Annotated in this window: 24 protein-coding genes; 10 read left to right on the top strand and 14 right to left on the bottom strand. The window is 65.9% G+C overall.

Annotation, left to right across the window (positions count from 1 at the left end):
• The first annotated feature begins 10 nt into the window (after positions 1-10).
• The 8 genes from ACEN98_RS22045 to ACEN98_RS22010 are packed head-to-tail and all read left to right on the top strand — an operon-like array spanning position 11 to position 7,123.
• Positions 11-736 (top strand): flagellar basal body rod protein FlgF, encoded by a 726-nt coding sequence (locus ACEN98_RS22045; RefSeq protein ID WP_413341023.1) that lies wholly within the window; start codon positions 11-13, stop codon positions 734-736.
• Positions 737-775: 39 nt separating this feature from the next.
• Positions 776-1,561, top strand: a complete 786-nt coding sequence (flgG, locus tag ACEN98_RS22040; protein ID WP_200948751.1) for a flagellar basal-body rod protein FlgG — start codon at positions 776-778, stop codon at positions 1,559-1,561.
• A gap of 2 nt (positions 1,562-1,563) precedes the next feature.
• Positions 1,564-2,232: a flagellar basal body L-ring protein FlgH gene (gene flgH / locus ACEN98_RS22035; protein WP_413387085.1), complete on the top strand. Its 669-nt coding sequence runs from the start codon at positions 1,564-1,566 to the stop codon at positions 2,230-2,232.
• Between the two features lie 7 nt (positions 2,233-2,239).
• Entirely contained in the window at positions 2,240-3,397 is a 1,158-nt protein-coding gene (locus tag ACEN98_RS22030; RefSeq protein ID WP_413387084.1) for a flagellar basal body P-ring protein FlgI, read from the top strand.
• Positions 3,397-3,738, top strand: a complete 342-nt coding sequence (locus ACEN98_RS22025) for a rod-binding protein (RefSeq protein ID WP_413387083.1) — start codon at positions 3,397-3,399, stop codon at positions 3,736-3,738. The genes ACEN98_RS22030 and ACEN98_RS22025 overlap by 1 nt, the downstream gene beginning before the upstream one ends.
• A gap of 45 nt (positions 3,739-3,783) precedes the next feature.
• A complete protein-coding gene (gene flgK / locus ACEN98_RS22020; RefSeq protein WP_413341016.1) occupies positions 3,784-5,154 on the top strand; it encodes a flagellar hook-associated protein FlgK in 1,371 nt (456 codons plus the stop codon).
• An 11-nt stretch (positions 5,155-5,165) separates the two neighbouring features.
• Positions 5,166-6,077 carry a flagellar hook-associated protein FlgL gene (flgL, locus tag ACEN98_RS22015; protein ID WP_413387082.1) on the top strand — a complete coding sequence of 304 codons (912 nt, stop codon included), beginning with the start codon at positions 5,166-5,168 and terminating at the stop codon, positions 6,075-6,077.
• 5 nt (positions 6,078-6,082) lie between these two features.
• Positions 6,083-7,123 (top strand): hypothetical protein, encoded by a 1,041-nt coding sequence (locus tag ACEN98_RS22010; RefSeq protein WP_413387081.1) that lies wholly within the window; start codon positions 6,083-6,085, stop codon positions 7,121-7,123.
• A gap of 113 nt (positions 7,124-7,236) precedes the next feature.
• Here ACEN98_RS22010 and ACEN98_RS22005 read toward each other — a convergent pair whose 3' ends face one another.
• From ACEN98_RS22005 to ACEN98_RS21985, 5 genes are read right to left on the bottom strand one after another with little or no spacing between them, the layout of a single operon-like run.
• Positions 7,237-8,019, bottom strand: a complete 783-nt coding sequence (locus ACEN98_RS22005; protein ID WP_413387080.1) for a hypothetical protein — start codon at positions 8,017-8,019, stop codon at positions 7,237-7,239.
• 36 nt (positions 8,020-8,055) lie between these two features.
• Positions 8,056-8,610 carry a DUF2059 domain-containing protein gene (locus tag ACEN98_RS22000; protein WP_413387079.1) on the bottom strand — a complete coding sequence of 185 codons (555 nt, stop codon included), beginning with the start codon at positions 8,608-8,610 and terminating at the stop codon, positions 8,056-8,058.
• A 12-nt stretch (positions 8,611-8,622) separates the two neighbouring features.
• Positions 8,623-10,236, bottom strand: a complete 1,614-nt coding sequence (locus ACEN98_RS21995) for an OmpP1/FadL family transporter (RefSeq protein ID WP_413387077.1) — start codon at positions 10,234-10,236, stop codon at positions 8,623-8,625.
• A 10-nt stretch (positions 10,237-10,246) separates the two neighbouring features.
• On the bottom strand, positions 10,247-11,257 hold the full coding sequence (locus tag ACEN98_RS21990) for a transporter (RefSeq protein ID WP_413387076.1): 1,011 nt from the start codon (positions 11,255-11,257) through the stop codon (positions 10,247-10,249).
• Positions 11,258-11,277: 20 nt separating this feature from the next.
• A complete protein-coding gene (locus ACEN98_RS21985) occupies positions 11,278-12,039 on the bottom strand; it encodes a C39 family peptidase (RefSeq protein ID WP_413387074.1) in 762 nt (253 codons plus the stop codon).
• 208 nt (positions 12,040-12,247) lie between these two features.
• Between ACEN98_RS21985 and ACEN98_RS21980 the strand changes: the two genes are divergently transcribed.
• A complete protein-coding gene (locus ACEN98_RS21980) occupies positions 12,248-13,099 on the top strand; it encodes a helix-turn-helix domain-containing protein (protein ID WP_156403644.1) in 852 nt (283 codons plus the stop codon).
• A gap of 166 nt (positions 13,100-13,265) precedes the next feature.
• Positions 13,266-14,423 carry an AraC family transcriptional regulator gene (locus tag ACEN98_RS21975; RefSeq protein WP_413387073.1) on the top strand — a complete coding sequence of 386 codons (1,158 nt, stop codon included), beginning with the start codon at positions 13,266-13,268 and terminating at the stop codon, positions 14,421-14,423.
• Here the strand turns inward: ACEN98_RS21975 and ACEN98_RS21970 are convergent.
• The 9 genes from ACEN98_RS21970 to infB form a co-directional block, all read right to left on the bottom strand.
• Complete coding sequence (locus tag ACEN98_RS21970) at positions 14,368-14,826, bottom strand: hypothetical protein (RefSeq protein WP_413387072.1); 459 nt, start codon at positions 14,824-14,826, stop codon at positions 14,368-14,370. The two genes, ACEN98_RS21975 and ACEN98_RS21970, sit on opposite strands and share 56 nt — an antisense overlap.
• Positions 14,823-15,665, bottom strand: a complete 843-nt coding sequence (locus ACEN98_RS21965; RefSeq protein ID WP_413387071.1) for a hypothetical protein — start codon at positions 15,663-15,665, stop codon at positions 14,823-14,825. The genes ACEN98_RS21970 and ACEN98_RS21965 overlap by 4 nt, the downstream gene beginning before the upstream one ends.
• Positions 15,665-16,438, bottom strand: a complete 774-nt coding sequence (locus ACEN98_RS21960; RefSeq protein ID WP_413387070.1) for a hypothetical protein — start codon at positions 16,436-16,438, stop codon at positions 15,665-15,667. Before ACEN98_RS21960 ends, ACEN98_RS21965 begins: the two co-directional genes overlap by 1 nt.
• 80 nt (positions 16,439-16,518) lie before the next feature.
• Positions 16,519-17,028 carry a DUF6160 family protein gene (locus tag ACEN98_RS21955; protein ID WP_371763683.1) on the bottom strand — a complete coding sequence of 170 codons (510 nt, stop codon included), beginning with the start codon at positions 17,026-17,028 and terminating at the stop codon, positions 16,519-16,521.
• A 269-nt stretch (positions 17,029-17,297) separates the two neighbouring features.
• Positions 17,298-19,136, bottom strand: coding sequence for a translational GTPase TypA (gene typA / locus ACEN98_RS21950; protein ID WP_413387069.1), 1,839 nt, complete (start codon positions 19,134-19,136; stop codon positions 17,298-17,300).
• A gap of 154 nt (positions 19,137-19,290) precedes the next feature.
• A complete protein-coding gene (locus ACEN98_RS21945; protein WP_413387068.1) occupies positions 19,291-19,476 on the bottom strand; it encodes a hypothetical protein in 186 nt (61 codons plus the stop codon).
• A gap of 39 nt (positions 19,477-19,515) precedes the next feature.
• Complete coding sequence (gene truB / locus ACEN98_RS21940; RefSeq protein WP_413387067.1) at positions 19,516-20,439, bottom strand: tRNA pseudouridine(55) synthase TruB; 924 nt, start codon at positions 20,437-20,439, stop codon at positions 19,516-19,518.
• A complete protein-coding gene (gene rbfA / locus ACEN98_RS21935) occupies positions 20,436-20,885 on the bottom strand; it encodes a 30S ribosome-binding factor RbfA (RefSeq protein WP_259448932.1) in 450 nt (149 codons plus the stop codon). Before rbfA ends, truB begins: the two co-directional genes overlap by 4 nt.
• Before the next feature lie 253 nt (positions 20,886-21,138).
• Positions 21,139-24,027 (bottom strand): translation initiation factor IF-2, encoded by a 2,889-nt coding sequence (gene infB, locus ACEN98_RS21930; protein WP_413387066.1) that lies wholly within the window; start codon positions 24,025-24,027, stop codon positions 21,139-21,141.
• Positions 24,028-24,110 lie beyond the last annotated feature (83 nt).

Genomic DNA, 24,110 nt, shown 5'->3' with positions numbered 1-24,110 from the left:
CTGACGCCCCATGGATAAACTGATCTTCACCGCCGTTTCCGGCGCCGAGCGCCTGATGCGCGCCCAACAGGTCCACGCCAACAACCTGGCGAACCTGGACACCGCGGGCTTCCGGGCCAGCATGGAAGTGGCGACCAACCAGCAGCTGGGCGGTTTCGGCTACGACGACCGCCATATGTCGTCGATGCAGGCCGACATGGTCTCGACCCGTGCCGGCTCGGTGCGCGAAACGGGCCGTCCGCTCGACGTCGCGATCGGCGGCCAGGGCTATCTCGCCGTGCAGTATGGCGACAACGAAGCCTATACCCGCTCCGGCGAGATCGACATCGGTCCCGACGGCGCGCTGTCGGTCCACGGCCATGCGCTGATGGGCGAAGGCGGCCCCATCGTGCTGCCGCCGCACACCGCGGTCGAAATCGGCAAGGACGGCACGATCTCCGTGCTGACCGAAGGCGCCACGCAGATGCAGGTCGTCGACAAGCTGCGCCTCGTGAACGCCACCGGCGCCGAATTGACGAAGAACGAGGCGGGCCTGATCGTGACGCGCGACGGCGCCCAGCTGCCGGCCGATCCGGACGTCAAGGTCCGCCCGGGCGCGCTCGAAGGCAGCAATGTCTCGGCCGTCGAAGAAATGGTCGCCACCATGAGCCTGAACCGCAGCTTCGAAGTGCAGATGCGCCTGTTCAAGGCCAGCGACGGCATGAACGAGGTCGGCAACAAGCTGATCGCCGGCTGATCGCGCGTCCCCAACCGAATCCAGAGAGAGAGAGAAACCATGAATCCAGCAATGTGGATCAGCAAGACCGGCGTGCAGGCGCAGGATGCGAAACTGCAAGCCATCGCCAACAACCTGGCCAACGTGAACACGGTCGGCTTCAAGCGCGACCGCGTCGTGTTCGAAGACCTGTTCTACCAGGTCGACAAGCAGCCGGGCGCCCAGACGGCCGACAACACGGTCAGTAACGGCGTCCAGCTCGGCAACGGCGTGAACATCGTCGGCACGCAGAAGGTGTTCACCAACGGCAGCATCCAGACGACGAGCCAGCCGCTCGACGTGGCGATCAACGGCAACGGTTTCCTGCAGGTGCGCCGCCCGGACGGCCAGCCGGCATTCACCCGCGCCGGCCAGCTGCAGGTCGATTCGAACGGCGTGCTGGTCAACGCGCAGGGCCTGCCCCTGGTGCCGCAGATCACCGTGCCGAACAACGCGACCGCGATCACGATCGGCGAAAACGGCATGGTCAGCGCGACCGTCCCGGGCAACATCGCCCCGACCGAACTGGGCCAGCTCACGCTGACCACGTTCGTCAACCCGGCCGGCCTGCTGGCCCTGGGCGACAACCTGTTCCAGGAAACGACCGCCAGCGGCACGCCCAACGAAGGCCGCGCCGGCGACGGCGCCTTCGGCAAGATCAAGCAGGGCGCACTGGAAGGGTCGAACGTGCAGGTCGTCGAAGAGATGGTCGACATGATCGCCGCCCAGCGCACCTACGAAATGAACACCAAGGTGTTGTCGGCCGCCGACAACATGCTGCAATACCTGTCCCAGGCGTCCCGCTGACCATGAAACGCTTCGCCCTCGCCGCCGGGATGGCGGCCAGCCTCGTGCTGACCGGATGCGCCTCGCGCGTCCCCCTGAACACCCCCGCCCCCGTGGACGACGCCCTCGCCCTGCCGAAAGCGCAGGCGGCGCGCGCCGGCGTCGGGGGCGGCGTGTTCAGCGCCGATACCGTCTCGCTGACCTCGGACGCGCGCGCGTTCCGCGTGGGCGACGTCGTCACCGTCCTGCTGCAGGAAACGACCCAGGCCAGCAAGAAGGCCGGGACCAGCTTCAGCAAGGGTTCCTCCGCCTCCGTGACGCCGATCAGCGCGCTCGGCAAGACCTTCGGCCGCACCGGCCTCGAGATCGCCGGCGACCGCAGCTTCAACGGCGACGCCACCAGCACCCAGCAGAACGCGCTGACCGGCGCGATCACCGTGCTCGTGCAGGAAGTGCTGCCGAACGGCCTGCTGCGCGTGGCCGGCGAAAAGCGCCTGCAGCTGAACCAGGGCGAGGAATACGTCCGCATCAAGGGTTACCTGCGCGCCGCCGACATCGACAACGAGAACCAGGTGTCGTCGCTGCGCGTGGCCAATGCCCGCATCGCTTATTCCGGCCAGGGCACGCTGGCCGAAGCCAATACCCCCGGCTGGCTGACCCGGTTCTTCACCGGTCCGTTCATGCCCTTCTGAGGACGTCATGACCCGCATCTTACGTTTCGCTTCCCTGGTCCTGGCCGCGGTGCTGGCGCTGCCGGCCCTGGCCGCCCCCGCCGTGAAGACCGCGTCCGTCAGTCCCGACTTGGCCATCCTCGCGCGCACCCAGCCGCTGCGCAACCTCGCCAGCGTGGAAGGCGTGCGCGAAAACCCGCTCGTCGGCTACGGCCTCGTCGTCGGCCTGAACGGCAGCGGCGACTCCACCCAGGTGAAGTACTCGAGCCAGTCGGTCGTCAACATGCTCAAGCAGTTCGGCGTCAAGCTGCCGGAAGGCGAGGAAGCGAAGAACAAGAACGTGGCCGCCGTCATGGTCTCGGCCGTGTTCCCGCCCGGCTACCGCCGCGGCCAGCAGATCGACGTGACCGTCTCGTCGCTGGGCGACGCGAAAAGCCTGCGCGGCGGTACCCTGCTGCTGACCCAGCTGCGCGCGGCCGACAACGACGTCTATGCGCTGGCCCAGGGCAACCTCGTCGTCGGCGGCCTGTCGGCGGCCGGCAAGAGCGGCTCGTCGGTGACGGTCAACACGCCGACCAGCGGCCGCATCCCGAACGGCGCGATAATCGAGCGCGAAATCGCGACCGATTTCGCCACCCGCCCGGCCGTGCTGCTGCGCCTGCGGCACCCGAACTTCGACACCGCGACCAATGTCGTGAACGCGATCAACCGCCGCTTCGGCCAGGTCGCGACCACCGCCGACGGCACCAGCGTCGAGGTCGTGGCGCCGACGAATCCGACCGAACGCGTCGCCTTCGTCGCCAAGCTGGAAAACATGGCGGTGGAAGCCGGCGAGGAAGTGCCGCGCGTCGTGTTCAACTCGCGCACGGGCACCGTCGTGATTTCCGACGGCCTGCGCGTGAAATCGGCCGCCGTGACCCACGGCTCGCTCAAGGTCGTGATCTCGGAAAGCTCGGCCGTCAGCCAGCCGGGACCGTTCTCGAAAGGCCAGACGCAGGTCACGCCGCAATCGAAGGTATCGGTCGACCAGGGCTCGGGCCAGATGTTCCACTGGCCGGCCGGCGCCCGCCTGCAGACCATCATCGACACGGTCAACAGCCTCGGCGCTTCTCCCGACGACATCATGGCGATCCTGCAGGCCCTCGACCAGGCCGGCGCGATCGAAGGCGAACTGGTGGTGATCTGATGCTGAACAACGTCAACGCAATCGGTCCGGAACAGCCGGACCAGGCCGCGGGCGAAGAGAAGGTGGCGCCCGCCGCGCTGGACAAGGCCTACGTTGCCAAAGCGACCAAGGCCGCCGTCGAATTCGAGAGCTTCTTCATTTCGCACATGCTGCACCAGATGCGCGAGAGCACGCGCGCCATCGCGCCGGACGACAGCCCGACGAAGGACAAAGTCAACCAGGACATGACCGACATGGTGGATAACATGTTGGCCGGTAACATGGCGCAACAGCGTGCCTTCGGCGTCGCCGATGCGATTTTGCGGCAGATCTTGCCCGCGCCGCTTAATAAAACGAGCTGAACGGTCGCCTGTCATTACTGACCACGCACAAGAAGGCTTCGCACCATGAGCATCCTGAACAACGCCCTGTCCGGAGCAGTCGCTTCGCAACTGGCCCTGTCCGCCAGCAGCCAGAACATCGCCAACCTGCAGACCAAGGGATACACCCGCCAGTCGGCCCTGCTGAGCGCGGTCGCGCCGGCGGCCGGTTCGAGCCAGGCCGGCAACGGCGTGCGCGTGACCGAGCTGATGCGGTTCTCCGACAGCTACAAGACGCAGCAGATGTGGCGCAGCGCGTCGGACCTGGGCGCGCATTCGCAGACCCAGCCCTACCTGACCCAGCTGGAAAAAGTGATGGGCGACGACACCGCCAGCCTGTCGAGCGGCGTCGACGGCTTCTTCGCGGCCTTGAACTCGGTGGCCGGCGTCGACCCGACGTCGACCCCGCTGCGCCAGCAGGTGGTGACCGCCGCCGGCCTGCTGGCCCAGCGCTTCAACAGCATGAACAACGTCTACAACGCCCAGTTGCAATCGGTGCGCCAGCAGCGCAGCGCGCTGGTCGACTCGGCCAACTCGACGATCGCGTCGATCGCGTCGCTGAACGCCCAGATCGCGAACGCGAACGCCACTGGCAGCAATCCGTCGGCCCTGATCGACGCGCGCGACCAGGCCATCGACAGCCTGGCGAGCCAGATGGGCCTGGAAGTCAGCGACCAGCCGGACGGCACCCGCAACGTGTCGCTCAAGACCGGCCAGTCGCTGGTATTGGGCGGCGTCCCCGCCAAGCTGTCGGTCAGCGGCGGCGCCGCGCAGACCTTCACCCTGACGTTCGCCGGCACGACGTTCGACCTCGACACGACGAGGGCCGGCGGCCAACTGGGCGGCCTGTCGGTCTATGAACAGGACACGCTGCTGCCGCTGCAGCAGGGCGTGGCCGAGATGGCGCAGCAGATCGCCGACAAGGTCAACACCCAGCTCAAGGCCGGGTATGCGATGGACGGGTCGGCCGGCAAGCCGCTGTTCGTGTACAACCCGGGCAGCACGTCGAACATGCTGCAGGTGGCGGACGGCTACCAGACGTCGGACCTCGCATTTTCCAGCGACGGCAAGCCGGGCGACACCGGCAACCTGCAACAACTGGTCGCCATCAAGAGCCAGACGATCACGATGGCGAAGATCGGCACGGTGCTCATCAGCGACGCCGACACCCAGCTCGTCGGCCGCCTCGCCGTCGACAGCCAGCAGAACAAGGGGGCCCTCAAGACCGCGCAGACGATGCGCGACCAGGCCGTCGCGGACTGGCAGTCGACGAGCGGCGTCAACCAGGACGAGGAAGCCGTGCATCTCGTCGAATACCAGAACATGTACCAGGCCAACATGAAGGTGATGTCCGTCGCGAACGCGCTGTTCGACGCCACCTTGCAGATGATGGGCTAAAGGAGAAAAGCATGCGTATCGCCACCAGTCAATATCAGGCGATGATGACCCAGTCGCTCGAGCTGAACCAGGAGAGCATCACCTACGTGACGCAGCAGATGGCCAACGGCAACCGCATCCAGCTGCCGTCGGACGATCCGGTCGACAGCGTGCGCCTGTCGCGCCTCAAGCGCGAAGAAGCCGGCATCAAGCAGTACCGCAACAACATCGCCGCGATCAACGAACGGCTCACGAAGAACGAAGGCTACCTGCAGAACATGGTCAACGACATGGGCCCGGGCCGCGACCTGCTCGTCTGGGCACTGAACGGTTCGAACACCCCGCAGGACTTGAACGCCATGACCAGCCCGCTGACCTCGTTGCGCGACAGTCTGATGTACTCGGCCAACACGGTCGACCAGGAAGGCCGCTATGTATTTTCCGGCACCGAGACCGGCACGGCCCCGATCACGTACAATGCCGCCGCCCCGCTCGGTTCGCGCTACAGCTATACGGGTAACACGAATGACCAGCTGGTGGTGGTGGGCAATGGCATCACCCAGGTGGCGAACCAGAACGTCAACGGGCTGGAAAAACTGCTGAACCAGCTCGACCAGACGATCAGCACGATGTCGAGCAGCACGGTCAATGCCAACGACCCCGCCGTGCGCAGCATCCTGAAGGCCAACCTGGACGGCTTCGACGATGCGCTGAATCTCGTTACCGGCAAGGTCGCCGTCATCGGCGGCCAGCAGAACGTCCTCAAGACGATCGACGCCAACCACGAGAACGTCAGCCTGTCGAACCAGACGGCGATCCTCGACATCGGCCAGCTCGACGTCGGTACCGCGGCCATCGAGCTGAACGGCTACCAGACGGCGCTCCAGGCCAGCTACAAGGCCTACAGCAAGATCGGCACGCTGTCCCTGTTCGCGGTGCTCTGACGGCGATGGATACCACATTACGACCCACGACCGCCGGCGGAACCGGCGGCACACTCGGCACCCGGGCGAATGCCTCCTCCCGGCTCGTTCCGACCCGCTCGAGCGGGTCCGTCGACGACACGGCGGCCGCCACGACGGCGGCCTCCGCCGCGTCCGCGGCACCGCTGCGCGCCAACGGCAGCGCGGCGAAGATCGCCAGCGGCCTGCAGGACCAGGTCGCGGGCGCCCAGCAGGCGCTCGACTATCTGGAACGCGTGTCGAACCAGCTCGAGGCGCTGAAGGGCGAGCTGACGGCCAAGCTGGCCGGCACCCGCAACGGTTCGCGCCTGCAGCTCGAAGTCCACGCGCGCCAGCTTGCACAAACGCTGGCCGAGCGCAAGAAGACCGGCGGCGGCAGCGTCGACAACAACCTGAATTATTCGACGAAGCCGGCCACGCAGCGCTTCCGTATCCGCGGCCTCGACATCGCCAGCATCAAGCAGAACGCGCCGCTGACCATCTCGTTCTCGGTCGGCAGCGCCGGCGGCCCGCAGATGGGCGTCAACATCGAGCCGGACCAGTCGAACCAGGAAGTCGCCCGCGCCCTCGACCGCGCCCTCGCCCCGATGGGCGTGCATGCGAGCCTGGACGAGAACGGGGAACTCGTGTTCTCGACGCCGGAATCGAACTGGTCGTCCGTCAAGGACAGCATCGCCGTGAGCGGCCGCGGCCGCGTGACCACCGAAGAACTGCCGGCGAACCTGGCACCCCAGCTGTGGAACGTGGGCGCGGAGACCGGCAATGCCGACGCGCTGCGCCAGAGCCTGCGCGAAGTCGTGCAGGCTCTGGAACGCGTGCACCGTTCGCAGGCCGCCGCCAGCGCTGCCCTGCAGGCTGCCAGCGCCCAGGTGTCGGACGCCGCGACGCCGCCGCCCGACATGACCATCGCGATCGACGACTTCGGTAAGGTCGCCGCCAGCACCGACTACGAGTCGCTGATCGCCCTGACGTCGGCGCTCGTCGGCGTCAGCCGGGATCGCGTCCTCGCGCTGCTCGGCCTGCGTTAAAAACCACCGTCGCCCCCGGACTAGCCGTCCGCCTTGCCGGGGGCCCAATCTTGCAAGCGTTTCGATACGCCTGGAACTTGGGTCCCCGCCTCCGCGGGGACGACGTTTATGGGTCAACGACCCAGCGGCTTCACGCTGATCGTCGTCCCCCGCAAATCGATGTCGTGGATCTCGATGCTGCCGAACGTCGGCCCCGGATGGCTGCCCACGCGAATGTTGCGGAAGCTGATCTCGCCGATCGTGCTGGGCAGGCGCAAGGTGATGGAGCCGTCCTTGTTCACGGTCGCGTGCGAATTGGCCGGGTCGTAGCTGACGTCGCGCACCGTCGTGTCGGCCGACAGCAGCAGCGCGAGCGGATTGAACACCGTCGCCAGTTCGCCCAGCACGCGCACGCCGTCGTTCGGCAGCGCGTGCTGCACGGCGGTCCGCACCCCATGCGGGCCACCCTGCGCCGCCATGGCGATCAGGCGCAGTTCCGCCTGGCGCGCCTGGTCGCGCAGCGCATCGCCCAGTTGATCCTCCTTGCGGCCCTGGGCCGTCACCTCCCCCAGTTCCTCATCCGACAGCGCACGCATGCCGCGGCCGAATTCGCGCCCGCTTTCGCCGCCCTGGCGCGTGGAGACAGCCGCCGCCGGCGCCGCCGCCACCGCCGCGTAGGCGTGCAAAGGCCCGAGCAAGGCGGTCGCCAGCGCCGCCGCCATGCGCAGGCTGCGCTGGCGCCGCACGGCGCCGCGCACCTGCGCCTGCGTGATCAGCTTCATGTCGGCCAGGATCTCGCCCAGCCGGCGTCCGCTCTGTTCCTGCGCGCGGATCGCCGCGTCCAGCTGGTCCTGCGAGATCAGCTTCTTCTCGATCAGGATCTGGCCCAGCCGGGACCTGTTGGTACTGCGTGTCATCCAGTCGCTCATCCCCGCCTCCTCATGGTGTGGTCATCACTGCCCGACGGCCGCGCGCAGCTTCAGGCCCACGCGGTTCTGCAGCGCCGTCATCTTCGGCTGGATCTGCGCCGCGTTGGCCTTGGCCACGTTTTCGCCGACGGCCTTCTTCATCTCCGGCACGACGCTCTCGAACTTCGCCAGCACGGGCGATTCGAGGATGCCCGCCAGCTGTTTCAGCTCGTCCTCGCTGAACTTCTGCGCGAGCAGCGGCGCCACGCTGGACTGCACGATCGCGCGCGTGCTCGTGCGCAGGCCCGGGGATTCCTGCTCGACGAACTTCGTCGCCTCCGCCGTGATGTCCTTCATCGTCGCGTCCTGCTTGTCGGCCGGGACGCGGCTCTGCACGACCACGCGCGACTGCCGCAGCATGTCGGCCACCGGCGCCTGCAGCATCTGCAGGCCGACGGATTCCAGCCCCATCTTGTCCAGCACGCGCTGCACGAGCGCCTGCTTGGCGGGCGGCACGCCGGTGATGCCCTCCGCGTGCGCGCCCGCGGCCAGGCCCACGCCCGCACCGAGCGCCATCGTCATCCACATCGTTCGCAACATCGTCGTCTCCAGTCAGAACGGCCGCGTGTACGAGGCGCCCGCGTATTTCACGATCAGGCTGCCGGACACGTTGGTGGCCGCGTAAGGGTTGTAGATCAGGTTGAAGAAATTGTCGCAATTCAGATTGCAGTCGCTGCGCGCGGGGATGTCGTACGTCCCCTTCATGTAGCTGCCCGTCAGGTTGAGTTCCCCGCCGTCGTCGAAACGGTAGCGCAGGCCGACGCTCCTGAGTTTCGTGTCCGGCAGCGGCGCGAGAAGACTCATCTGGTTGCCCGGGATGGAGCTCTTGCGCGGCTCGTAGCCGAAGCGCAGCGCGAGCTTCTTCGTCAGGTTCAGCTGCGTGCCGAAGCTGTAGTTGACGACGCTCCTGAAACCCATCTTGAACGTGGCCTGGCTCGAATTCGCATAGCCGAACAGGCGCGCCATCTCGAGCAGCTTGACGCTGCGGTCGAACTGGAACGTCAGCTCGTTCCACTGGGACCAGTCGGCGTAGCTGACGTCCGCGTTCACCTGCACGTAATCCGTCAGCATCAGCTTCATGCCGGCCTGCACGCGCCACGGGAACGGGATCTGCGCCGTCATGTTCCCCGACTGGTATTCGGGTATGTCCTGCGGCATGCCGGTGACGGCGCCGACGATCGGCCCGAGCAGGCTCGAATTCAGACCGCGCACGAAGCTGCGCAGCATCGGGTCGCTGTGGAACGTGTACGAACCGGTGTAGGTCGTACGCGCGCCGCCCTGGTACACGAGGCCCAGCGCGAACCATTTTTTCGGTTCCCACAGCACGCCGATGTTGACCGTCGGGTCGAACGACGCACGCAGATCGAAGTCGATGTTCGCGGCGCGCTTGAACGGATTGACCATCCCTTCCGGACCGCCGCCGCACAGGCCGAACGTCAGCGTGTCGATCACGGTGCCGTTGCCGTCCGGGCAGACGGCCTTCTGCAGTTGACCGACGGTGCCGAGCAGCTTGTTGGGCGCGCGGAAGTCGGTGTTGATGGCGAACGCGGAATACGCGATCGGCACCGAGATGCCGATCTTCAGCGTGTCCGACACCTTGTACGCGGCCGCCGGCGACAGGTACACGAGACGCTGCAGCTGGACGAGGCGGCCGTCGAAGCGCGCGGGATCGTCCGGGTCCTTGGTGCGGTCGATACTCATCGCCGCCGCCAGGTAGACGTTCGTGCCGAACGTCCAGCGCGAACCGGGCGCGTTGTACGACATGCCCATGCTCGGCACCAGCACGCCCGGCAGGCGCGCCTTGGGGACGCCGTAGAACGGGATGTAGAGGGCCTGGCGCACCGGGCCGCTCGACTTGCCGTTGATCGGATCGTCCTTGAAGCCGCCGATGTCGAGGTCGGGCGCGGACACGAACCGGTTCGGGTTGCGGATCGTCGCCACGAACACCGAATCGATGTGGTGCGTGCCTTCCAGGCGCGCGAGACCGGCCGGGTTGAAGTGGATCGATTCGATCCCGGGCGGGTCGGCCGTCACCGCATTCCCCATCGCCATCGCGGTGGGGCTCGTGACGAGGTTGTCGGTGACGCCGGCATGGGCGACCGGCGCCAGCGCCGCGGCCAGGCCGGCCGCGGCGAGCAGAACGATCGGTGACGGCGCGGCGTTCATGGGCACGGCCTCACAGCGACAACGGCAGGCTCATGGTGAGCGACAGGTTCGGCGCGGCCGCCGTGAGGCCGGCGCCGACCGTCACGTTGACGGTGGTCTTGGGCGACATGCGATAGCCCGCGCCGATCGCCAGGATGCCCGCGCTCTGCGTCTGCGTCTGTGCCTTGTTGCCGTTGTCGAACGTGAGCGTGGAGCGGGCCTGGATCGATTCCTGGAACGAGAACGACGTCGTGATCTTGTACGACAGCGCGTACGCGAAGCCGAGGCCGAAGCCGAAGCTGGCGCCCGGCTTCACTTCGCGCAGCGTAGCGCCGTACATTTGCTGGCTCAGGTGTTTCGCGGCGAGGCTGTAGCCCATGTTGAAGGAGCCGAACAGCGCGACCGGATCGACGATGCGCGTCATGTTGGCGCCGATGTTGAAGGTGTTGACGCCAGAGCCGGTGGCCACGCCCTTCTGCACGTCGACCTTGTACGGACTGGTGCCCGTCGCGAGGCGCACGTTGCCCGTGAACGTGTACGCGACCTCGTCGCGCTTGACCTCCTGCGGCTGCCAGCGCACGCCCAGGCCCACGTCGCCGATCGTGTGCGAGACGCCCGAGAAGCCGCCGGAATCGGAGTAGCGGCTGATCAGGGGCAGCGTGACGTTGGCGGTCAGGTTGTTGCGCACGCCATAGTCCGCCATGATCGTGTTGGTGATCGTGTGCGAGTTCGTGTTCTCGATCGAGAACAGCGTGGCCGTGCCGGACGACAGGTCGGTGTTGATCTTTTCCTGGCCGATGTAGGTGTAGCCCAGCTCGTAGTTCAGCTGCACCTTGCCCTTGCGGATCAGCGAGTACTGCTTGTCCACCGCGGTCAGCGTTTCCTTCAGCAGCGTCGTGTTGTCGGCATCGCCCTCCTTCTTCGCCAGCGCGTCGCGCACGGCTTCCGGGGTCGCCGGGTCCTGGGCCCGCGCCGGCATCTGGGCGAGCAGGAGGGTGCAGGCCAGCGCCGGCGCGCACGCCGACATAGTGGAAATCTTCATGGTGGTCCTTCGTGGTGGGTCTAGTGTTTGCGGATCGAGATGCCGCCGAAACCGTTCAGCAGGCGCTCGTTCGCCACCTGCGTGTCGATGGGGCGCTGCAGGCCGCGGTCGCGGATGCGGTCCATGTCGACCACGCCCAGTTCGTCGTCGGCCAGCGCGAGCTTCAATGCGGGCGGACGGTTCTTCGGCGGGTAGGCGATGAACAGCGTGTTGCGGTCCCACAGCGTGGCGAATTCCCCGACCGAGAACGTGATGTTGCCGGCCGAGGGGTCGGCCAGGAACACGAGGCCGCCACGCACGCCGCGCAGCACGACGAAATGCTTGAAGCCGGCGTAGTCGATCGGCACGATGCCCGGCGCGTCGAGCGCGAGCAGGTCCGCCATCTCGGCGTGGAACCCCGCGCTCTGCACGTCGATCGAGGCGAGATAGCGCTTCATGTCGAGCAGGGAAAAGCCGCGCCGCTCGATGATCTTGTCCTTCTCGCCGAAGGCCATCATCCCTTCCATCGACTGCTGCTCGGTGACGTCGATGCCCAGGTGGTACTTGAGGATCGTGACGAGCGCTGCGGAGCCGCAGCTGTAGTCGTAGGCCTGGTGGACGATGTTCTTGTACTTGAGCTCGGAGAACGGCTCCATCGACACGTTCGGAATGCCGGCGGCGGCCACGGACATGGTCGTCGGCAGGTCGAAATGGTCGAGCGGACGGTCCTGCACGTCGTGCCTGGCCAGCACGCCGCCGCCGCCCACGAGGACCGCGAGGATCCCCAGCAGGAATGTGTACATGATGTCTCCCTGGGGCGCTTCATGCGGCCCCTTGTGGCCCGGCTCCGTGCGCATTCATGGCGCCCGGATGGCGGATTTTTCATGCATCCCAACGTGGTGTTTTGGCCACGTTTATTGCACTTTTTCTATATTTTGGATGCAGCCACGGCTGACGGATGTTATAAAACGCTATCGTTTTTATAAAAAACCGCTCATTCATTGAGGCAGCGTGCACACTTGGGACAGGATCAGCAATGCATTGGGCGAGCCGGTCACCAGCGTGGAGATCGGCGGCGTGCCGCTGCGCGCGGAGCGCTACATCTTCCAGCTGGGCGGCTGCGAAGTGCCGCCGCTCGATTCGATGGTGCTGGCCTGCCACCTCGGTGGCGCGCGCGCCACGGCCGGGCGCAGTCCGGGCCGTTCGTTCGATTTCCTGGCGGGTGCCGCGACCGTGTTCCAGCCCGGCTTCGCGAGCCGCTGGTCGTTCTTCGGCGCGATCGACATGGCGATGTTCCACTTCCTCGATCCGGAGCACGAGATGGTGCGCCACCTGCAGCGCCTGCTCGCGGCGCGCGCCAAGTCGCCCATGTTCTCCGACCCGCTCGTGCATGCGGCCGCGCAGCAGCTGCTGGCGGAAGTTTCCCGCACCAGCACGCCGAACACGGGCTTCGTGGAGCGGGCCTGTTCCCTGATGATCGAGCAGGCGTGCCGCGTGCTGGAGGGCAAGACGGGCCGCCACCTGCCGCCGGACGCCCTCCAGCTGGGCCGCCTGCAGGGCGTGCTGGAATGGATCGGCCAGAACCTGTCGAGCGAGCTGTCCAATGCCGAACTGGCCGAGCGCGCGGGGGTGTCGGAATCGCACTTCCGCCGCATCTTCCAGGAAGCGATGGGGATGACGCCGCACCGCTATGTGTTGCGTTTACGCCTCGAACGGGTGCATGAATTACTGACCCGGACCAGCTTCTCGATCGCCCGTGTTGCGGCGCAATGCGGGTTCAACAGCCAGAGTCACATGACGGCCTGTTTCGCGGCCGCGTACGGCATCACGCCCGCTCGGGCACGCCAGCAGGCGCGCTCCTGATTCCGGCAGGCAACGCCGCGTTTGCGCCGCGTCAAATTGAAAATCTTGCCTGCCTAAAATGATCGTTTTTTGATAAACACGGGATCATTTTCCGAAGCGTTGCGATTTCGCATGCACACATAATAAAAAACACACCCGGGCACAAGAACCCGCGGCCACTCGATAAATGAGTCAGGAGACCAAGCATGAGACCAGCGCAGGACGCGTCCGCACGTACGCGGTCGCCAGCGTGAAGTACCTGTCCGCCACGGACGTGGTACAGCGCATCAAGACCTGCCTCGGCGCCGAGGGCATCGACGTCGACGCCCTGTTCGCCAGGGCCGGCCTCGAATGGTTCGAGCACGGCGCGCAGGGACAGCGCGCGGCCGACCTGCTCGCGTTGTCCGACCAGTTCAGCATCCTGTGGGAGAGCCTCGCGGCCGCCAGCGGCGATCCCCTGATCGGCTTTCGCGTGTTCGCCCCCGACCCGCTCAGCTGGCTCGGCGTGCTGGGCCATCTGATGCTCGCCTCCCCCACCCTGCGCCAGGCCGCGGACAGCCTGACGCGCTACATGCCGCTCGTGTCGCCCGTCGTGCGCGCCACCATCGAGCCGAAGGCGGACCGCGTGCGCGTGGGCCTGAACCTCGTCGGCGGCGCGCGCGCCGTGCCGCAGGCGCGCTACGACTTCACCTGGAACCTGCTACTGGCGACGTTGCGCTTCGTCGGCAGCAAGCCCGACCTGAAGCCGGCGCTCGTCGAATACGCGTATCCGCCCCCGCCCGACACGGCGCCGTACGTGCGAAAGTATGGGTGCCCCGTGCGTTTCGGCGCGCCCGCCAACGCGGTCGAATTCGCCAATGCCGACATCACGGCGCCGATTCCGACCGCGAACCCGCTCGCGGCGGAAGGCCTGTTCCGCCTGCTCGACGAACGCCTCGCGCAGGCCGAGCGCACGAGCGTGGCCGCGCGCGTGCGCGAACTCCTGCCGGCGATGATCGACCAGGGCGGCGCATTGCGCGATGCCGTCGCGCGGCGCCTCGCGATCAGCGAGCGCACCCTGCAGCGCCGTCTTGCGGACGAAGGCACCGACTTTTCCACGCTCGTCGACGAAGTGCGCCGCACGATCGCGCAGCAATACCTGGGCAGCGACCGCATCAGCGTCAAGAACCTCAGCTACAAGCTGGGTTTCGCCGACCCCAGCGCCTTCCACCGCGCCTGCCTGCGCTGGTTCGGCAAGGCGCCCGGCGAATTCCAGCAGGACCGGCTGAACGCCCACGGACAGGCGGCCGTCAATGGGACCACAGGCGCAACTGGCCCTGCATCTGCAATTCGCCGTTCAGGGTGACCTGCCCCAGGCTCTGCGTGACGGGGCCGCGCGGGTCGGCCTGCACGCTGAGCGAATCGAAGCCGGTGTCCGTGAACTTCGTCCACGCCGGCAGAGTCAGCGCCAGGTAGTTCGTGCCGTCCGCGGCCGTCTGCGGACTGATGTTCAGGCCCACCATCTGGATCACGCCCCCGATGTTCTTCAATACCGTGTACGTCGTGCGGCCATCGACCGTCTGGCCGATGGTCAGGCGGCTGTCGCCCACACTGCCGTCGCCGGGACGGTTCAGTTGCAGGCGCACGGCGAAGCTGACGCCGTCGGCGCCGCGCACCTGCGCGAGTTCTTCGTCGGCCAGCGGCTGCGGCCCCGCCAGCGCACACGGCGCCGCAAGGAGCAACAGGAGGGCGAGAAGGCGCGTGCTCACTGGCGGAACTTGACGTCGAGGTACTGCAACTGGATGGATCCGATGCGCGAGCTGCCCAGGTCCATGTTCGCCCCCGCGTCGCTGCGGAAGCCGATGTTCCCGATCTGCAGCGTGCCGCTCGGTGCCGCCTGGCCCGCATCGGGCCAGTTGACGCCGATGTGCAGGCTCGAATTACCCGCCGCGTCCGTGCGCGCATTGAAGATGCCGGCCTGGCCCGTCACGTCGGCGATGCGCCACGGCGACGTGGGCGCGGAACCGTCCGCCGTCGCCGCGCCGATCTTCACGTTGGACAGCACCATCGCCTCGCCCGTCGCCTCGCGTCCGTTCGGCGCCAGCGTCAGGCTCCCGAGCTCGATGCGTGTGGCGAGGCCGAACGCGAGGCCGTCGCCCACGGCCGGCGTCGACCACTGCAGGCCGCCGCCGTAGACCACGAGATCCTTGAGGATCACGCTGCCGTTCCTGACGTCGAAGCCGCTGGCGTTCACGCCGAAGTCGTAGGCGACCTGCCAGACTTCGCGGCCGGCCGCGTTCTCGGGAAAGGCGATGTTGATGATGTCGGCGCGGCCCTGGCCGCCCGCGAGGATGTCGAGGCGGTACGGATCGGCGAACGGCGCGTCCGTGTTGTCGGAACGCGATGCGGCCAGGTTGCCGATGCCGACGCTGCCGCCGCCGGGCGCGTAGTAGCGCAGCTCGGCGTTGCCCGACATGGCGAAATTCGACAGGTTGAAACTCATGCCGTCGCGCCCCGCCACCTTGGCGAGTGCGCTGTCCGGCAGCGGTTCGAGCGCCGCGGCCAGCACCGGCGCGGACAACAGGATGGCAGCGGCGACGGCGCGCATCAATGCCCCGCCGCGTTATTGGCCGGCACGGTGCCGGTAAGGTTCAGCGCGGTCAGCCGGTCGCGCCAGTTCAGCCAGATGCCGGCCTGCGCCTCGGTCGGCGCGGGCATGCCGGCGGCGGCCTGGAATGTCACGGGTTGCTTGAGGATCGCGATCCAGAAATCGCGGCTCGGGCCGTTCGCATCGCCGGCCGTGACGCCACCCACGTTGGCGAGCGGCGTGCAGCCCGTGCACGTGCCGTCCCAGCGCTTGCCGCCGCCGGCGTCGTTCATGCTGTCGATGACGCCGGCGGCGCCCGCATCGATGCGCATGGAACCGGACAGCGTGGCGATCTTCATACCGATGTCGCCGGAGATGCCGTCGAAGCCGAGACGCATGCCGACGATCTCGCGCTGGCTGCCGCTGCCCGTGGCGGTGTTCTTGTAGACGAATTCGAAATAGGGGTTCGTGATCTGCACGAGCCGCTGTGCCGCGGACGCGTCGGTGCGGCCGAACTGCAGCGCGCCGATGTCGAGGTCGGCGCCGGCCCCGTTGCGCGGCGCGTACGTGTACTCGCCCAGGCGCATGTTGGCGAAGTTGGCGTTCAGCGTGACGTCGGCGTCGAGGCCGACGCGCGTGAAATCGAAACCGCTGTAGCTGGAATTACTGACCGTGAACAGGCCCTGGCCGCTGACTGTGGACAGTTCGGTGTCGGACATCGGGCGCATCTGGGCCGATGCCGCGCAGGGCGACAGCGAGAGTGCCACGAGGGACGCAGTGAGCAAGGTGCGCATGGCCTAACCAGGGAAAAACAATGGTCAAAAAAACGGCCCGGGGCAAGCCCGCGGGCCGTCCATCACCCAACCCGAGCCGCTTAGTGCGCCCAGATGTAGACGGTGGTGCCTTGCAGCTTGATGTCGTTGGCGGCGAACGAACCGTAGGAAGCGGTCGAGTTGCCCATCTTGATCGAGTCGACCGACATGCTCAGGTTCTTGTTGGTATCGATCAGCGGGATGGCGATCTTGACGACGTCGCCCGCCGGCATGAAGGCGGCCAGGCCGGCACCGCCGGTCACGCCCAGGACGCTCGATGCGCCCGACGCCGCGCTGGCGTCGGCCTGGAACGTGGCGTTGTCGATGATGTCGATGGTTGCAGCGATGGCACCGGCGATCTTGATGTTGTTGAAGCTCACCGAGCCGCCCGCGGTATCGGTATCCGTGTAGACGAACGAACCGATGTTCACATGCAGGTCAGCGGCGATCGACACACCGTCACGGCCCGAGACCTTGGACAGTTCGGCATCGGCGATCGGGGTCAGGGCCGATGCGTACGAAGCGATCGAGGACAGGGCGGCAACGACGGTCAGTTGTTTCAGCAGTTTCATGGTATCTCCAGTGTTATTGTGATCGACGGAATCTCTTCGGGCTTCCCCGCGCGTCCGCATCGGTTCCTCTGCGGCTTGTGGCCAATCGGGACGGCTGCGTCGGGACCGCTTTTGCCTTAATTGGAAGTCAATTAAGTGGAAATAATGTTATTCCTTCCAATGCAATAACCACATCGTTTTGTCCTTGCCCGGGAAGCCAAATCGATGGATTCCCGAGCCATAAAAAAACCCGCTGCGAACAGCGGGTTTTTCGTTGGAACCGGTGAAGCTTATGCGGCTTCGCGGCTGGCCTTCTTGCGCTCGTGCTCTTTCAGGTGGCGCTTGCGCAGGCGGATGCTCTTCGGCGTGATCTCGACCAGTTCGTCGTCCTCGATGAACTCGACGGCGTATTCCAGCGACATCTGGATCGGCGGCACCAGGCGGACGGCTTCGTCGGTACCCGACGCGCGCACGTTGGTCAGCTGCTTGCCCTTGATCGGGTTGACGACCAGGTCGTTGTCGCGCGAGTGGATGCCGATGATCATGCCTTCGTACACCGGGGTGTTGTGCTCGACGAACATGCGGCCGCGGTCCTGCAGCTTCCACAGTGCGTAGGCGACGGCCTGGCCGTCATCCTGCGAGATCAGCACGCCGTTGCGGCGGCCGGCCAGTTCGCCCTTGCCGTTGTCGACCGGGGAGTACGCGTCGAACACGTGGCTCATCAGGCCGGTGCCGCGGGTCAGGGTCATGAAGTCGCCCTGGAAGCCGATCAGGCCACGGGCCGGGATGCGGTATTCCAGACGGACGCGGCCTTTGCCGTCCGATTCCATGTTCTGCAGGTCGCCACGGCGGCGGCCCAGTTCTTCCATCACGCCGCCCTGGTTGACTTCTTCGACGTCGACGGTCAGGTTTTCGTACGGCTCGCACTTGACGCCGTCGATCTCCTTGAAGACGACGCGCGGACGCGACACGGCCAGCTCGAAGCCTTCGCGACGCATGTTTTCCAGCAGAATGGTCAGGTGCAGCTCGCCACGGCCCGACACTTCGAACACGGTGTCGTCCGGGGTCGGCAGCACGCGCAGCGCCACGTTCGACTTCAGTTCGCGTTCCAGGCGGTCGCGCAGCTGGCGGCTGGTGACGAACTTGCCTTCGCGGCCGGCCAGCGGCGAATTGTTGACCATGAAGTTCATCGTCAGCGTCGGTTCGTCGACGGTCAGCATCGGCAGCGCTTCCGGCACGTCCGGTGCGCATACGGTCGAGCCGATGCCGATGTCTTCGATACCGTTGATCAGCACGATGTCGCCGGCGACGGCTTCATCGACCAGCACGCGCTCCAGGCCCTTGAAGTTCAGCACCTGGTTGATGCGGCCCTTGATCGGATTCTTGTCGTCCTGGCCGTTCACGACCAGCACGTCCATGCCCGGCTTGACGCGACCGCGGTTGACGCGGCCGATACCGATCTTGCCGACGTACGACGAGTAGTCGAGCGACGTGATCTGCATCTGCAGCGGACCGTCCGGATTGTCGTCACGCACCGGCACGTATTTCAGGATGGCGTCGAACAGCGGCTTCATGTCGCCGCCGCGCACGCTTTCGTCCATGCCGGCGTAGCCGTTCAGGCCCGACGCGTAGACGATCGGGAAGTCCAGCTGCTCGTCGTTGGCGCCCAGCTTGTCGAACAGTTCGAACGTCTGGTTGATCGCCCAGTCGGCGCGCGCGCCCGGACGGTCGATCTTGTTGACGACGACGATCGGCTTCAGGCCCAGCGCCAGCGCCTTGCGGGTCACGAAGCGGGTCTGCGGCATCGGGCCTTCCTGGGCGTCCACCAGCAGCAGCACCGAGTCGACCATCGACAGCACGCGCTCGACCTCGCCGCCGAAGTCGGCGTGGCCCGGGGTGTCGACGATGTTGATATGCGTGCCTTCATACTCGACCGCGCAGTTCTTCGACAGAATCGTAATGCCGCGTTCTTTCTCGAGGTCGTTCGAGTCCATCACGCGGGTGTCGACCGCCTGGTTTTCACGGAAAGTGCCGGATTGGCGCAGCAGCTGGTCCACCAGGGTGGTCTTGCCGTGGTCAACGTGGGCGATGATTGCGATATTACGAATCGCGCGTTTGGTGTCTGACATATGCGTTTTCAACAGTGAAATGTTGCGTGATGGGCGGAAGAGCTCGAGACTTTCGACTTCCGGAACCCACTAGTATAGCATGCTTACAGGCCTCTGCTGCGCCGCAACGGCCCGCAGCGCCAGAATAACGCCGAAATATTGAATGACGATGACGTCAGGCGCGCAGTGCCCAGGCGGCGCTGAGCCACAGGATGAGTCCGGCACCGAGGAAACCCACCGGCGCCGCCGGGCCGCCGCTCGCCAGCCGCGGATACAGCGCGCCGAACACGAAAAAGAACATGGCGCCGGTGGCCCGGCCGGCCAGTTGCGCTTCGGTGCGAATGGAGTCGGTCGCTTGCATCACTTGATTCTGGCGCAATGTTGACGCCAGAGCAAACGGTTAACCTTGCGGCCGCGCGATCAGCCGTTCCGGCGCCAGCACGCCATAGTCCTGCAGGATCGCCGTGCCCAGCAGTTTATCGTCGTGGTAGACGCGCACCCTGCCGGTCGTCTCCGGCAGCGTCACCGGCTCGCGGTTCAGCGCGAGGCGCTGGCCGTTGAGGAAGCGCGCGGCCAGTTCGGGGGTGAGCTCGACGCGCGGAAAGCTCGACAGCAGCGCATCGACGGGTGCCAGCAGCGACAACGGATTGTCGTGCGCCTGCAACTGTTCCAGGGTGACCATGCCGTCGACCGTCAGCGCGCCGACCTGGATCCGGCGCAGCGCGTTCAGGTGCGCGCCGCAGCCGAGTTCGGCACCGATGTCCTCGCCCAGCACGCGCACGTACGTGCCCTTGCTGCACGTGACGCGGATCGTCAGCATCGGGGCGTCGTACGCCAGCATCTCGAGCTTGTGGATCGTGACGGGACGCGCTTCGCGTTCCAGCGTGATCCCTTCGCGCGCGTACTCGTACAACGCCTTGCCGTCGCGCTTCAGGGCCGAATACATCGGCGGGATCTGCAGGATGGGGCCGCGGAACTTCGCCAGCGCCGCTTCGATCTGCTCGACCGTGACGTCCACGGGACGCGTCTCGACGGCCTCGCCTTCGGTATCGCCCGTGGCCGTCGTGATGCCCAGGTGGACGACGGCGTCATACGTCTTGTCCGCTTCCAGCAGGTCTTGCGAGAACTTGGTCGCCTCGCCGAAGCACAGCGGCAGCAGGCCGGTGGCGAACGGGTCCAGCGTGCCGGTGTGGCCGGCTTTCTTCGCGTTGACGACGCGCTTTGCCTTGATCAGCGCATCGTTGGACGACAGGCCGACCGGCTTGTCGATGAGGAGCACCCCGTCGACGAGGTCGCGGGGCTTTTTCGGGGGACGTGCGTTCACTCGGAATCCTCGGCAACGTCGTTGCCGGTAACCCCTCGATCGGTTTCGATGTGGCCGGTGTCGGCCACGTCGTCTTTTGCTCTTGTCGCGTTCGCCTGGTCGATCAGCGCCGACAGCGCGAGGCCGCGGCTCGTCGACGTGTCGTGCACGAAGTGCAGCTGCGGCAGCGTGTGGATGTGCAGGCGCTTGCCGAGCAGGTTGCGCAGGTAGCCCGACGCCTTGGTCAGGCCTTCCAGCGTCTGCTTGATCTCTTCCGGGCTGTCCTTGAGCAGCGTGAAATAGATCTTCGCGTGCGCGTAGTCCGGGGTCAGCTTGACCTCGCTGATGGTGACCATGCCGACGCGCGGATCCTTCAGTTCGAAGGCGATCAGTTCCGACAGGTCCTTCTGGATCTGGTCGGCCACGCGCAAACCGCGCTGGGGAATGCTTTTGCTATGTTTTGCCATGTTCGTTTACTGCCGTGTATTCTTGTTATCACCCGTCATTCCCGCGAAAGCGGGAACCCATACTGACGTTCAGAAATCGAAAAACAATCGACTTCGATCACTGTATCGATCGAGCCATCAGCGCAACCCGATATGCTCAGCATGGATTCCCGCGTGCGCGGGAACGACGAAAAATGATTTGGGGCCAGTCGCCCCGCGCCGCAAGGCGCGAGCTCCTGGCCCCAAATGGTACTCCGATCGGCAAAGGCCGTGATTACAGCGTACGCGCCACTTCCTGAACTTCGAAGACTTCCAGGGTATCGCCCACCTGGATATCGTTGTAGTTCTTCAGCGACAGACCGCACTCCAGACCGGCACGCACTTCCTTGACGTCGTCCTTGAAGCGCTTGAGCGAGTCGATCTCGCCCGTCCACACGACGATGTTGTTGCGCAGCAGGCGGACCGACGAGGTACGCTTGACGACGCCGTCCGTGACCAGGCAACCCGCGATCGCGCCGACTTTCGACACGAGGATGACCTGGCGGATTTCCACCTGGCCGGTGACGTGCTCGCGCTTCTCCGGTGCCAGCATGCCCGACAGTGCCGTCTTGATCTCGTCGATCGCATCGTAAATGATGCTGTAGTAACGGATATCGACGCCGTTCGTTTCCGCCAGCTTGCGCGCCTGCGCATCGGCACGGGCGTTGAAGCCGATGATGACTGCCTTCGACGCGGTTGCCAGGTTGACGTCCGACTCGGTGATGCCGCCGACGGCCGCGTGCACGATCTGCACACGCACTTCCGACGTCGACAGCTTCTGCAGCGAGCCGACCAGCGCTTCCTGCGAACCCTGGACGTCGGTCTTGACGATGAGCGGCAGGTTCTTGACTTCGCCTTCGCCCATCTGGTCGAGAATGTTCTCCAGCTTCGCTGCCTGCTGCTTGGCCAGTTTCACGTCGCGGAATTTACCTTGACGGAACAGTGCGATTTCGCGCGCCTTGCGTTCATCGGCCATGACCATGACTTCCTCGCCCGCGCTCGGGACTTCGGTCAGGCCCTGGATCTCGACCGGGAAGGACGGACCGGCTTCGGTCACCGACTTGCCATTTTCGTCCAGCATCGCACGGACGCGGCCGAAGGACGATCCCGCCAGCACGACGTCGCCGCGCTTCAGCGTACCCGACTGCACCAGGATGGTGGCGACCGGGCCGCGGCCCTTGTCCAGGCGGGCTTCGACCACCAGGCCACGGGCCAGCGATTCCACCGGCGCCTTCAGTTCCAGCACTTCGGCCTGCAGCAGCACGTTTTCCAGCAGGTCGTCGATGCCCTGGCCGGTCTTCGCCGACACCTGGACGAACGGCGACTCGCCACCGTATTCTTCCGGCACGACGCCTTCAGCCACCAGTTCCTGGGTCACGCGGTCCGGATTCGCGCCCTGCTTGTCGATCTTGTTGATCGCCACGACCAGGGGAACGCCGGCCGCTTTCGCGTGAGCGATTGCTTCCTTGGTCTGCGGCATCACGCCGTCGTCGGCCGCCACCACGAGGATGACGATGTCGGTCGCCTTGGCACCACGGGCACGCATGGCGGTGAATGCCTCGTGGCCCGGGGTATCCAGGAAGGTGACCATGCCGCGCGGCGTGTCCACGTGGTAAGCACCGATGTGCTGGGTAATGCCGCCGGCTTCGCCCGCCGCCACCTTGGCGCGGCGGATGTAGTCCAGCAGCGAGGTCTTGCCGTGGTCGACGTGACCCATGACGGTCACGACCGGCGCACGCGGCTTCAACTCGAAATCGGCATGCTCGCCGTGGTCGGCCAGCAGCGCTTCCGGATCGTCCTCGGCGGCGGCGAAGGCCTTGTGGCCCATCTCTTCCACCACGATCATCGCGGTTTCCTGGTCCAGCACCTGGTTGATGGTGCACATCTGGCCCAGCTTCATCAGCTGCTTGATGACTTCCGATGCCTTGACGGCCATCTTGTGCGCGAGTTCGGCGACGGTGATGGTCTCCGGCACGTAGACATCCTTGACGATGGCTTCGGTCGGGGCCTGGAAGTTCGATTCGCGATCGTCGTGGCCGCCACGACGGCCGCCACGGCCGCCGCCTGCACGCCAGCCGTCACGGCCGGTCGGCGCCGCGTTGCCGCGACCCTTCGTACCGCCGCTCGGACCGCCGCGCTTCTTGTCGTCCGACCAGGTCGAGGCCACGTTGGCCGACTTGATCGATTTCTTGTCGCCCGGCTTGGCACGGCCGCCCGCACCGTCGGCCGGCTTGGCTTCGGCCGGTTTCGCAACCGTCGCCGGCTTGTGCAGGGTGCTCGGTTCGGCCGCCTTCGGTTTCGCAGCCGGCACCACTTCCGGCGCCTTGATCACGCGGCGCGGCTGGGCCATCATCGCCTTGATCTGGGCGACTTCGTCGGCCACGGCCTTGCGTGCACGCTCGGTGGCGGCAGCGCGTTCGGCGGCTTCCTTCGCAGCCTCTTCGGCCTTGCGCTTGGCTTCCTCGGCAGCCGCTTTCTTGGCTTCCTCGGCGGCGGCGCGCTTCGCTTCCTCGGCGGCGTTGGCAGCACCTGCCGACGCCTGGGATGCTTTCTGCGCCTCGTTGGCACGGGCTGCCTCGGCTTCCGCGGCTTCGCGCTTTGCGCGCTCTTCCGCGTCGCGCTTGGCCTGCTCTTCGGCCGCCTTGGCCTGCTCGGCCTTTTCGGATTCGAGCTTGGCCAGGCGTTCCTGCTTCTCGCGCAGTTCCGCTTCCTGGCGCGCGATCAGCTCTGCCTGACGGCGCGCTTCTTCATCGCGACGCGCCTGCTCGGCGGCGTCGACGACCGGCGACTGCTGGGCAGCCGCCTTCGGCGTGACGAGATCGTCACGTTGCACGAAAGTGCGTTTCTTGCGCACTTCGACCTGGATCGTGCGCGACTTGCCACTGGCGTCAGCCTGCTTGATCTCGGAGGTTTCCTTGCGGGTCACCGTGATCTTCTTCTTTTCGCCGGATTCGGCGGCACCGTGGGTACGGCGCAGATGGTTCAGCAGCTTATCCTTATCATCCTTGGACAAGGGATCTGACGTCGAACTTTTCTCGACGCCGGCAGAACGCAGCTGCGTCAGCAGCAAATCTGCAGGCATCTTCAGTTCGGTGGCAAATTGGGCTACGTTGTTACTCGCCATTCAGTCCTCTTTTCTATGTGTCGCGAGATGATAAAGAAATTTGCTAGCTTAATAAAGCGCGAAGACCGGAAAGCGATATGCTC

Source organism: Massilia sp. CT11-137, assembly GCF_047302885.1.
In the GTDB taxonomy this organism is placed as follows: Bacteria; Pseudomonadota; Gammaproteobacteria; order Burkholderiales; family Burkholderiaceae_D; genus Telluria; species Telluria orientalis.
The sequence above is the reverse complement of the archived record's forward strand: the minus strand, read 5'-3'. Positions and strand labels throughout refer to the sequence as shown.

Coding starts and splice junctions, on each gene's coding strand:
- ACEN98_RS22045 (WP_413341023.1), top strand. CDS start 11: ATGGATAAACTGATCTTCACCGCCGTTTCCGGCGCCGAGCGCCTGATG.
- flgG (WP_200948751.1), top strand. CDS start 776: ATGAATCCAGCAATGTGGATCAGCAAGACCGGCGTGCAGGCGCAGGAT.
- flgH (WP_413387085.1), top strand. CDS start 1,564: ATGAAACGCTTCGCCCTCGCCGCCGGGATGGCGGCCAGCCTCGTGCTG.
- ACEN98_RS22030 (WP_413387084.1), top strand. CDS start 2,240: ATGACCCGCATCTTACGTTTCGCTTCCCTGGTCCTGGCCGCGGTGCTG.
- ACEN98_RS22025 (WP_413387083.1), top strand. CDS start 3,397: ATGCTGAACAACGTCAACGCAATCGGTCCGGAACAGCCGGACCAGGCC.
- flgK (WP_413341016.1), top strand. CDS start 3,784: ATGAGCATCCTGAACAACGCCCTGTCCGGAGCAGTCGCTTCGCAACTG.
- flgL (WP_413387082.1), top strand. CDS start 5,166: ATGCGTATCGCCACCAGTCAATATCAGGCGATGATGACCCAGTCGCTC.
- ACEN98_RS22010 (WP_413387081.1), top strand. CDS start 6,083: ATGGATACCACATTACGACCCACGACCGCCGGCGGAACCGGCGGCACA.
- ACEN98_RS22005 (WP_413387080.1), bottom strand. CDS start 8,019: ATGACACGCAGTACCAACAGGTCCCGGCTGGGCCAGATCCTGATCGAG.
- ACEN98_RS22000 (WP_413387079.1), bottom strand. CDS start 8,610: ATGTTGCGAACGATGTGGATGACGATGGCGCTCGGTGCGGGCGTGGGC.
- ACEN98_RS21995 (WP_413387077.1), bottom strand. CDS start 10,236: ATGAACGCCGCGCCGTCACCGATCGTTCTGCTCGCCGCGGCCGGCCTG.
- ACEN98_RS21990 (WP_413387076.1), bottom strand. CDS start 11,257: ATGAAGATTTCCACTATGTCGGCGTGCGCGCCGGCGCTGGCCTGCACC.
- ACEN98_RS21985 (WP_413387074.1), bottom strand. CDS start 12,039: ATGTACACATTCCTGCTGGGGATCCTCGCGGTCCTCGTGGGCGGCGGC.
- ACEN98_RS21975 (WP_413387073.1), top strand. CDS start 13,266: ATGAGTCAGGAGACCAAGCATGAGACCAGCGCAGGACGCGTCCGCACG.
- ACEN98_RS21965 (WP_413387071.1), bottom strand. CDS start 15,665: ATGCGCGCCGTCGCCGCTGCCATCCTGTTGTCCGCGCCGGTGCTGGCC.
- ACEN98_RS21960 (WP_413387070.1), bottom strand. CDS start 16,438: ATGCGCACCTTGCTCACTGCGTCCCTCGTGGCACTCTCGCTGTCGCCC.
- ACEN98_RS21955 (WP_371763683.1), bottom strand. CDS start 17,028: ATGAAACTGCTGAAACAACTGACCGTCGTTGCCGCCCTGTCCTCGATC.
- typA (WP_413387069.1), bottom strand. CDS start 19,136: ATGTCAGACACCAAACGCGCGATTCGTAATATCGCAATCATCGCCCAC.
- ACEN98_RS21945 (WP_413387068.1), bottom strand. CDS start 19,476: ATGCAAGCGACCGACTCCATTCGCACCGAAGCGCAACTGGCCGGCCGG.
- rbfA (WP_259448932.1), bottom strand. CDS start 20,885: ATGGCAAAACATAGCAAAAGCATTCCCCAGCGCGGTTTGCGCGTGGCC.
- infB (WP_413387066.1), bottom strand. CDS start 24,027: ATGGCGAGTAACAACGTAGCCCAATTTGCCACCGAACTGAAGATGCCT.